Genomic DNA, 10,097 nt, shown 5'->3' with positions numbered 1-10,097 from the left:
CTACTTTGCGTTAAAATTTCGGGGCTTTACCTAAAACGTTGAGTTCTTCTTCGTAGTAGCGGCGGTAGAGGATTTGCCATTCCTGACCACCTTCGGGGATTTTTCGCTTGAAGGAGGCGATTCTTTCGCGAACCTTTTGGTCGAGCAGTTCGTCCACTTTCAGGCGGGCATTGATCAGTTTCATCACTTCCAGGCGAATTTCATTCAGGTCTGTCTTCAAAATCACTTCCGGATCGACACGCAGGGCTTCGGCGACCTGATGCGAAATTCTCGTTACTTTCTCTCTGCTCAAACGTAACATCAAAAAATTAAGTTCCTTTCTCTCTGTAATTTGGCCTTCACACGCTTAAACATCTCATGATACTGGACATTGGCAGCCTGGATTTCATCCGTATGCTCGCTGAGGATCTGCCGGACTTCCTCGTCGATGCGGTCTTCCACCATGAGTTCTTCCAAGATAACTTGATGAATCAACTGTACTAACCTTTCCTTCTCAGGGTGTGAAATGAAATCGCGCGCAAAGAGGTCCTGAACTATTTGAGTAGCCATGTCCTCGACCATTTTCTTGGGAACACGCATTCCACATACTCCACTTAAGACAAATATGCATTCTACCAAATCCACATTCACCTTACAATGAAGATGCAGAATTCCTAACCGCCAAAGGCGCCAAGACGCCAAGATTAGAAAAAAGCTATTAGCTTATTTAGAAAACGACTCCTACGGAGACTATGAAACGGTCGCCGAATTGAACTCCGTCGCTGTCGAACGGGTCGTCTCCACCTTCGTCATCCGGATAAAACGTGTACCGGGCTTCTACAAAGGGCTCAGCCGCAGCATGGCGGAACTTTAAACCTCCTAAGGCGTTGACTCCCAGTTCGGTTCGCTCGTCGTCGAAAACGTCATTGAAATCATCAAACGTTCTGCGTGCAAATCCTACTCCGGCGCCCAGGTAAGGATGCACAGCTTCGGTCGGAAATTCGTAAAGAACGTTGAAGTTGAATTCAAAGAACTTTAAGTCGAAGTCGCTATCGTCTACATCCCCTTCATCAAAAAGGTCACCCGCATTGGTGAAAAAGTAATCGAACGCAAACATTCCTCGGAACTGTCCGCCAAAATCGAGGCGAGTACCGACTCCCCAATCTCCATTTGCTACCCCTTCTGTCTTGCTCCAATCGATATTCAGGCCCCAATCCACATCCGCATTAGCATCTGCAACGGAAAAGAGGGCGAGAATCGCCGTTATTAACATTAGCTTTTTTAGCATTTCAACCTCCAAAAAATCATAGTGAGCGGATCTACGTAATCTAGTCCTGATGTTCACACTTTCAACAATGCTCCTCGGTGCGTAGTGGCAGAGCACTTTCCATTGCTCTTGAATGAACTTTTTCGCTCAAAAATGACTGTCATAGCACAAACGTATTTCCCGCGCGCGCAAATGCGCTGCATCCTGCGACTGGAGCAGAGCATTGTCTCAGCAAACTGAGGATGTTTACAGGAAGCAAAGTCCATTGCCCAGCGAGTTCAAACTCGAACTTCGGCCAATGCTCTGCCACTACCAGTTCGGGACGTTGTGGATTCGCACGAAAAAAAGTAATCTTAGTAATAGAAGCAATTCTGGGGTGCAAAAAAATGGGAATATTTTCGCGGAAAGCGGAGCCTGCCATCAGTGAAGCGGCAGTCTTGAATGAGTTGAGAAAAATACAGGATCCTGATCTCCATAAGGATATTGTTTCGCTCGGTTTCATTAAGCATCTGGAGATCAAAGGATCAGAAGTGAATTTTGATTTTGTTTTGACGACGCCTGCGTGTCCCGCGCGCGATGTGATGCGCGATGATGCAATTCGGCTTGTTGGCTCAATTCCTGGAGTTAGTGCCGTCAACATCAATATGCAGGCGGAAGTAAAATCGCAACCCGCGCTGAACAAAAACTCCATTGCGGGAGTGAAAAACATCATTGCTATTTGCAGCGGCAAAGGCGGCGTAGGGAAATCCACGGTAAGCGCGAATCTTGCAACTGCAATGGCAAAGGCCGGAGCCCACGTGGGTTTGCTGGATGCAGACATTTACGGACCAACGATTCCCATCATGATGGGAAAGGTGGGAAGCAACATTGAAGCGCGCGGAAATCTTCTCCTTCCCATCGAAACGCACGGTTTGAAATTCATGTCGATGGGTTTAATGGCCCCTGGCGACAAACCGCTCATCTGGCGTGGACCAATGGCGCACAAAGCGCTTCAACAAATGTTACTCGGCGTCGAATGGGGCGATCTGGATTACTTATTCGTGGATTTGCCGCCGGGCACAGGTGACGTTCACTTAACTCTTGTGCAATCCATCTCCGTAACCGGAGCGGTGCTGGTTTCCACACCTCAGGACGTTGGCCTGACGATCTCTATGAAGACCTATCGCATGTTTGTGGAAACCAAGGTTCCGATTCTAGGCATCGTTGAAAACATGAGTTATTACGTGTGCCCGCATTGTGGGAGCAAAGACGAAATTTTCGGACACGGAATCGTGAGAGATGCTGCTGAGAAATTGGAGATTCCTTTCCTGGGTGAAATTCCATTGGACAAAGCGGTTCGCGAAATGTCCGATCGTGGTTCCCCGGTTGTGCTTGCCGCTCCGGAATCTGCTTCAGCAAAAGCTTTCCAGGAAATTGTCGGTAAACTTGCTGCTCAAATCAGCATCGCAAATTTCAGCTCGCAACCGCTGGAAATTGTGGAAGAATGATGCGGGCGGGACGCCCGCGCTACTTAGACCATGAAGATTGATCAGACGAAGCCGGTTGAATTAAAGAAACAGGGCCAGGAACAATTCAAAATCCGGTGGGAGGATGGACATGAGAGCATTTATCCATTCCGGTATTTGAGGCAAAACTGCGGCTGCGCCGGTTGTCGAAGCGAAATCACCGGTGAGCGGCTCCTGAATCCCGAAACGATTCCTGCGGATCTGAAAGGTTTGAAAGTTGAACTGGTCGGAAATTATGCACTGCATTTTGTTTTTTCTGATCAGCACACAACCGGAATCTATCCATTTAAAGTGCTAAGAGAGTTGTGTCCGTGCTCCGAATGCAATTCAATCTGATACAATGATTTCACCGCAGAGGACGCGGAGAACGCTGAGACAGAAAAAAATTCTCCCTTTGCTTTGCGTCCTCGGCGATCTCTGCGGTGAAATCCTGATGACTGATCGTTTAGATCCTGCGAAGATCAAGAAAGTTGCCATCAACACCGGTGGTGGAGATGCGCCCGGTTTGAATGCTGTGATTCGGGCTGCAACCCTGGCGTGTCTGCGACAGGGGTGGGAAGTTTATGGAATCAGCCATGGTTACCGTGGTCTGTTTGATATGCAGGGATTGATTCCCCTCACCAGAGATCGCGTGCGCGGCATTACTCATCTGGGCGGAACGATTCTGGGAACGGCGAATCGCGGCAATCCGTTCGAATACCCGATCAAGACAGAGAACGGCACATCCACCGTCGATATCTCCGATCACATCGTGGAAAATTTTCATCGCGCCGGTTTCGATGTTCTCATTTGCATCGGAGGAGATGGTTCTCTTCGCATCGCGCAGAAGTTTATTGATAAAGGAATTCCCATTGTTGGAGTCCCGAAAACAATTGACAATGATCTTGCGGGCACCATCATTACATTCGGATTTGACACCGCAGTAACCACAGCAACCGAAGCCATAGACAAAGTTCATTCGACTGCGGAATCCCATGAGAGAGTCATGGTCGTCGAAGTGATGGGACGTTATGCGGGTTGGATCGCGTTGCACTCAGGACTCTCCGGCTCGGCGGATGTCATTTTGATTCCGGAAATTCCGTTCGATATCAAAAGAGTGTGTGAAAAAATCTGGGAACGCGAAAACTCAGGTAAACATTTCACGATTGTAGTTTGCGCAGAAGGAGCACACCCGGCCGGTCACGGCATGATGACAAAGGGTGAGAAAGAAGCAGGCCGTGAAGTTTTGCTGGGAGGAATTGCCGAATATGTTGCGAAAGAACTTTCGCGCCTAACGGGAAAAGAGACACGCTCACTTGTATTGGGACATTTGCAGCGCGGCGGCAGCCCCACTACTTTTGATCGATTGATCGGTTTGCGTTTTGGCGCAGCGGCGGTTCGGTGTATTCTGGAAGGCCGTTGTAACATGATGGTCGCACTGGATCCGCCTGATGTAAAAACGATTCCGATCCCCGAGGCGATCAGAGAAATGAAATGCGTTCCACTGAACTGCGATACGGTGCTCACAGCCCGCTCGCTCGGTATTTCATTCGGCGATTAAGTAGAATTTTGCATGCCTACTCGAGTCCGTAAATCAAAAACGAGTTCAGCCACAAGAAAGAAACAAAAACAAATAGAAGATGATCGTGTGAATACTATTCGCACTGCATTTGAGAATCATTTGCTTTACACTATGGCCAAAGATCAATATTCAGCCACCAAATTAGATCTATATAAAAGCCTTGCGTCTACTGTGAAAGACCAGCTTGTAAAACGCTGGATTCAAACACAGCAGACTTATTACAAGCAAGACGCAAAGCGCGTTTACTACCTGTCCCTGGAATTCCTGATGGGACGCGCGCTGGGAAACAACCTCATCAATCTCAAATTGATGGACGAAGCTCACGAGGCACTGCAGCAAGCCGGGCAGGGCCTGGAGCAGTTGCAGGAACTCGAATGGGATGCGGGTCTCGGGAATGGTGGCCTGGGACGTCTAGCCGCATGCTACCTGGATTCCATGGCAACGCTGGAGCTTCCAGGTTATGGCTACGGAATTCGATATGAGTATGGAATTTTCTATCAGCACATCCGGGACGGTTATCAGGTAGAAACTCCGGATAACTGGCTTCGCTACGGCAACGTTTGGGAGATTGAACGCCCTGAATACCTCTACACCGTAAAGTTCTACGGACGCCTGGTGCAGTTTAAAGAAAAGGACGGAACTCTACGGTCCGAATGGGTAGACACGCAGGACGTTATGGCGATGGCTTACGACACACCAATCGCAGGTTACGGCAACAATACGGTAAACAATTTGCGTTTATGGGCGGCAAAATCGACACGTGACTTTGATTTTGAATATTTTAACCACGGTGATTACATCAAGGCGGTTCAAGATAAGCAAAAAACAGAAACCATTTCCAAAGTCCTTTATCCGAATGACAATGTGATTCAGGGCAAAGAACTCCGTTTAAAACAGGAATACTTTTTTTGTTCAGCAACACTGCAAGACATTATCCGGCGTTATCTGAAAACTCATGAAGATTTCTCCGAGTTCACCGACAAAGTGGCGATTCAGTTGAATGATACGCATCCTGCAATCGCAATCGTAGAGCTGATGCGTTTATTAATCGACAATTATCAAGTGCCGTGGGAAAAAGCGTGGAAGATCACAATAAACACTTTTGGTTACACGAACCATACAATCCTTCCCGAAGCGCTGGAAAAATGGCCCGTCACCATGATGGAGACCGTTTTACCGCGACACATGAACATCATTTACGAGATCAACAGTCGTTTCCTCGGGGAAGTCGGCAAACGTTTTCCAAACGATCCTGCGCGCTTAAGCAGGATGTCTTTGATTGAAGAAAGCACCGAAAAACAGGTCCGGATGGCGTATCTTGCTATCGTCGGGAGCCATTCTGTCAACGGGGTCGCAGCGCTGCATTCGGAAATCCTTAAAAAGGAACTGTTTAAAGACTTCTATGAAATGACGCCGGAAAAATTCAACAACAAGACCAATGGAATCACGCAACGGCGCTGGTTGTTGAAGTGCAACCCGCGTTTGGCAGATCTGATCACACGCGAAGTCGGAGAAAAATGGATCACGGATCTGTATGGTTTGCAAAAACTCAAGACTCTGGCAAAGGATCCGGCGTATCAGGAGGAATGGAGAAAGATCAAACAAACCAATAAAGAAACTTTTTCGGATTATGTCGCCAATCTGACAGGAGTCAAAGTAAACCAGGAATCGATTTTCGATATTCAGGTAAAGCGGATTCACGAATACAAACGCCAGCTGATGAATGCGCTTCATGTTGTATATCTTTACAATAAAATTAAAAGCAATCCGAACGATTCTTTTGTGCCGCGCACGAAGATTTTTGCGGGCAAAGCTGCCCCCGGTTATTTTCTCGCCAAACTGATCATTAAGCTGATCAATTCTATTGCGGATGTGGTGAACCGGGATCCCGAAATCGGAGACAAATTGCGCGTTGTGTTTTTGCCAAACTATTGCGTTTCCCAGGCGGAAAAAATTATGCCAGCGGCGGACCTGTCTGAGCAGATTTCTACCGCCGGGATGGAAGCATCTGGAACCGGCAACATGAAATTCGCGTTAAACGGCGCGCTAACCATCGGAACGTTAGACGGCGCCAACATCGAAATCATGGAAGAAGTCGGCAAGGAGAACATATTTATTTTCGGCCTCACTGCAGAAGAAGTAAAAAACTTGAAACGGAATGGTTATCGTCCGGCGGAATATTATGAGCGAAATCCGGATTTGAAAAAAATTATTGATATGCTCTCTTCCGGTTATTTCTCTCCCTCGAATCAGGATCTGTTCAAGCCAATCGTTCAGTCGCTTTTGAGCGGAGATCCGTACATGCTCCTCGCCGATTTTGACGCTTACGTGAGGTGCCAATCGATGGTCTCAAAAGAGTTTTTGACTCCGGAAGAATGGACGCGCAAAAGCATCTTGAACGTAGCAGGCATGGGTAAGTTTTCCAGCGACCGCAGCATCAGTGAGTACGCGCGAGAGATCTGGCAGGCAATACCTGTGCCGATCAAAATGGATTCCGAAATCGTCAATACAAAGACTTAAACAAAAGTAGCGCGGGCGTCCCGCCTGCAAGCGGCCGCAGACGAGACGTCCGCGCTACTTCGTTCCGCGAGGTCTTCAATGAAACGTCGTCTCATACTTTTTTTGTTCATTCTTATTGCCTCACCGGCGTGGAGTGAATCCATATTCCCGTACAAATATCAGGAAGCAAAACTAGAAAATGGCTTGAAAGTGATTTTGGTTCCCATAGACAACGCAGGGCTTGTTTCCTACACGACTGTTGTGAATGTAGGAAGCCGCCATGAAATTGAGCCCGGCCATACCGGGTTTGCTCACTTCTTTGAACACATGATGTTTCGCGGCACAAAAAAATATCCGGCCGATAAATACTCCGAAATCCTTCTGGAGATAGGCGGCGATCAAAACGCATTCACCGGAGAAGACTTCACCGTGTATTACGTACATTTTCCCCGCAGGTTCCTGGAAAAAGTCGTAGACATAGAATCGGACCGGTTTATGAACCTTGATTATTCACTGTCTGCTTTCCAAACAGAAGCAAAGGCGGTTTTGGGGGAGTACAACAAGAACTTTGCAAACCCTTTCTTTCAGCTGGAAGAAAAACTGAATGAAATTGCGTTCGAAAAAAGCACGTACGAGCATACTGCGATGGGCTTTCTCAAAGACATCCAGGACATGCCCAATCAATTTGATTACAGCCGGGTGTTTTTCACTCGCTTCTATCGTCCGGAAAATTGCATCATCATTGTTTCGGGCAAATTCAATCCGGAAGAAGCTCTATCGTTGATCAAAAAGTACTACTCTGCCTGGAAACCGGGAGACTATCGTCCGGAGATACCGAAGGAGCCGGAACAAACTCAGGAGCGAAAAGCTGCCATCCATTATGAAGGTGACACGTTACCGTTGCTCTCCATTGCATATAAGGCGCCCGCATTTCATCCGGCAAGCAAAGAGTTTGCGGCGTTGAGTTTGCTTTCGGATCTCGCGTTTGGCGAAACCTCTCTGCTCTTTCAAAAACTGGTCTTGCAAGAACAAAAGGCTGATTTCGTAAGCGGTGAATACATACCGCATATGGATGATTATTTGTTTAACATTGCTGCGCGTTTGAAAAACATTCAAGACTTGAGCGTGGCGGAGCAAGCGATTTTCGAAACGCTTGAACAAATGAAGCAAAAGCCGGTCGAAGCAAAGAGACTGGAGGACTTGAAGTCGAACAGAAAATATTCATTCTTGATGAGTTTTGACACAAGCAAGAGCATCACAAACGGTTTCTACAGGTCCATGGCGCCTTATTTGGCGCTCATCCATGGTGTCGCGGCGGTCGATCAGATCTTCAAAACTTACGACAGCATCACGCCGGGCGACATTCAAAACGCCGCTAAACAGTATTTTCAAAAAGAGAAGAGGATCGTTGTGACATTGACAGGAGCGAAATCATGAGGCGCTTTATCTTGTTGATCCTTCTGATAACCACGCCGCCGTTGTGGGCGGTGGGCGTCATTCCGGACACCCAAATACTGCTGTTAAAGAATGAGTCGCCGCTTGTGGCATTCCGTATCGCATTCTTGACAGGTTCGGCCAATGATCCGGCGGGCAAAGAAGGAGTCGCCGCGCTCACGGCTTCCCTTCTGTCGGATGGGGGCAGTCAAAAAAACTCTTACCAGGAAATCCTGCAATTGCTTTTTCCCATGGCGGCCGGCTATTCATCACAAGTGGATAAGGAGATGACCGTTTTCGTGGGCGTTGTGCACAAAGATCACCTGAATGGCTACTACGAACTTTTGAGGAACGCCATTCTGACACCTGGCTTTAAGGAAGACGATTTCGACCGCCTCAAAACAGATCAATTGAATTATGTCGCCAAGACTTTGCGCTTCAACAACGATGAGGAACTGGGCAAAGAGACGCTGAACTGGGCGATTTTCAAAGGCCATCCTTACGGCCGCCCCAATGAGGGCACCACCAGCGCGATTCAATCCCTCACTTTGCAGGATGTAAAGAATTTCTATCAGGACCAGTACACCACAAAAAATCTCATTATCGGCGTGGCCGGAAATTATCCTCCGAATTTGATCCAGAAACTAAAACAGGATTTTGCGAAACTCCCCGAAGGGATAGCGGATAAAGAATCTTTGCCGCCTGCTCCAAAAATTGAAGGTGTCCGGGTCGTGATTGTGGAAAAGAAGACTCCGGCTACTGCTTTCAGCTTCGGGTACCCCCTTTCCTTCACGCGGTCTCAGGAGGATTACTTTCCGATGATGGTGATGAATTCCTGGCTCGGTCAGCATCGAACTCTGGTGGGGCGTCTTTTTAATGTGATGCGTGAACAGAGAGGTTTGAACTACGGAGACTACAGCTACATTGAGCATTTTGCTTTCGGGGGAAGTTTCCACCAGCCCCCGCCCAATTTCTCGCGCCATCAACAAATATTTCAAGTCTGGATCCGTCCGGTGCCGCATGCAGTTCGGCACTTTGCGCTTCGCCAGGCGGTTCGAGAGGTGCAAATGTTATCCGAAAAAGGACTCACGGAGGGCGATCTTCAGGGAATCCGCAATTACCTCTTGAATTACATGGTCAGTCTAGCTCAATCCAATTCTGAATTGCTCGGTTATGCCCTGGATGATCATTTCTACAAATTGCCTAAATCGTATTTTGATCTTAGCAAGCAGAATCTTGAATCTTTGGATCTAAATCAGGTCAACGCAGCAATCAAAAAACACCTGTCTACGAAGAACATGGTGATTGCTGTCGTAACTGAGAATGCTGAGGGTTTTAAAAAGGCGCTTATTGAAAACGCGCCAAGTCCGATCAAGTACGACTCTCCAAAACCGGAAGCGATTCTGGAAGAGGACAAACTGATCATGAATTTTCCGTTTAAAATTCAGGCAGAGAACATCACCATTATTCCTGCAGACAAAATGTTCGAATAGCTCTACTTTTAAGATGAACCGCCAAGGCGCCAAGAACGTCAAGAAAAGAATCTCTAATTCAAAAATCTTGGCGACTTGGCGTCTTGGCGGTTAAAAAACATGCATATACCTGATGGATATCTGAGCCCGGCTACAGCGGGCACGCTTTACGCTTTTTCGGCTCCGTTCTGGTATATGGCTTCGCGCAAGACAAAAGCGATACTCTCCGGGCGGCTCGTGCCATTGATGGCTTTGCTATCGGCAACCTGTTTTGTCCTCCAAATGATCAACATACCCTTGCCGGGTGGCACGACAGGACATGCTGCCGGGGCAAGTCTTGCGGCCATTGTGCTCACCCCCTGGCCGGCGGTGCTGGCCGT

At 47.8% G+C, this 10,097-nt stretch carries 8 protein-coding genes and 1 pseudogene; 7 read left to right on the top strand and 2 right to left on the bottom strand.

Annotated elements, in window-relative coordinates; translation table 11 throughout:
• Window positions 1-10: 10 nt before the first annotated feature.
• Window positions 11-549 (bottom strand): annotated as a pseudogene (locus L0156_17765) (DUF507 family protein).
• Between the two features lie 157 nt (window positions 550-706).
• Window positions 707-1,267 carry a porin family protein gene (locus L0156_17760; protein ID MCI0604838.1) on the bottom strand — a complete coding sequence of 187 codons (561 nt, stop codon included), beginning with the start codon at window positions 1,265-1,267 and terminating at the stop codon, window positions 707-709.
• A 365-nt stretch (window positions 1,268-1,632) separates the two neighbouring features.
• Here L0156_17760 and L0156_17755 point away from each other — a divergent pair, with 365 nt between their 5' ends.
• The 7 genes from L0156_17755 to L0156_17725 all read left to right on the top strand — a co-directional run.
• Window positions 1,633-2,733, top strand: a complete 1,101-nt coding sequence (locus L0156_17755) for an Mrp/NBP35 family ATP-binding protein (GenBank protein MCI0604837.1) — start codon at window positions 1,633-1,635, stop codon at window positions 2,731-2,733.
• 30 nt (window positions 2,734-2,763) lie between these two features.
• The gene (locus L0156_17750) at window positions 2,764-3,087 is read left to right on the top strand and encodes a DUF971 domain-containing protein (GenBank protein ID MCI0604836.1); all 324 of its coding nucleotides are present in this window, start codon (window positions 2,764-2,766) and stop codon (window positions 3,085-3,087) included.
• A gap of 97 nt (window positions 3,088-3,184) precedes the next feature.
• A complete protein-coding gene (locus tag L0156_17745; protein MCI0604835.1) occupies window positions 3,185-4,291 on the top strand; it encodes an ATP-dependent 6-phosphofructokinase in 1,107 nt (368 codons plus the stop codon).
• 132 nt (window positions 4,292-4,423) lie between these two features.
• Window positions 4,424-6,832, top strand: a complete 2,409-nt coding sequence (locus L0156_17740) for a glycogen/starch/alpha-glucan phosphorylase (GenBank protein MCI0604834.1) — start codon at window positions 4,424-4,426, stop codon at window positions 6,830-6,832.
• Window positions 6,833-6,910: 78 nt separating this feature from the next.
• On the top strand, window positions 6,911-8,248 hold the full coding sequence (locus L0156_17735; GenBank protein ID MCI0604833.1) for an insulinase family protein: 1,338 nt from the start codon (window positions 6,911-6,913) through the stop codon (window positions 8,246-8,248).
• Complete coding sequence (locus L0156_17730) at window positions 8,245-9,738, top strand: insulinase family protein (protein MCI0604832.1); 1,494 nt, start codon at window positions 8,245-8,247, stop codon at window positions 9,736-9,738. Before L0156_17735 ends, L0156_17730 begins: the two co-directional genes overlap by 4 nt.
• 99 nt (window positions 9,739-9,837) lie before the next feature.
• Window positions 9,838-10,097, top strand: a 260-nt coding sequence (locus tag L0156_17725; GenBank protein ID MCI0604831.1) for an energy-coupling factor ABC transporter permease, incomplete at its 3' end; no start/stop codon positions are given.

Source organism: bacterium, assembly GCA_022616075.1.
Lineage (GTDB): Bacteria > Acidobacteriota > HRBIN11 > JAKEFK01 > JAKEFK01 > JAKEFK01.
Note: the sequence above shows the minus strand (reverse complement) of the source record. Positions and strands in the feature narration are given on the sequence as shown.

Coding starts and splice junctions, on each gene's coding strand:
- L0156_17760 (MCI0604838.1), bottom strand. CDS start 1,267: ATGCTAAAAAAGCTAATGTTAATAACGGCGATTCTCGCCCTCTTTTCC.
- L0156_17755 (MCI0604837.1), top strand. CDS start 1,633: ATGGGAATATTTTCGCGGAAAGCGGAGCCTGCCATCAGTGAAGCGGCA.
- L0156_17750 (MCI0604836.1), top strand. CDS start 2,764: ATGAAGATTGATCAGACGAAGCCGGTTGAATTAAAGAAACAGGGCCAG.
- L0156_17745 (MCI0604835.1), top strand. CDS start 3,185: ATGACTGATCGTTTAGATCCTGCGAAGATCAAGAAAGTTGCCATCAAC.
- L0156_17740 (MCI0604834.1), top strand. CDS start 4,424: ATGGCCAAAGATCAATATTCAGCCACCAAATTAGATCTATATAAAAGC.
- L0156_17735 (MCI0604833.1), top strand. CDS start 6,911: ATGAAACGTCGTCTCATACTTTTTTTGTTCATTCTTATTGCCTCACCG.
- L0156_17730 (MCI0604832.1), top strand. CDS start 8,245: ATGAGGCGCTTTATCTTGTTGATCCTTCTGATAACCACGCCGCCGTTG.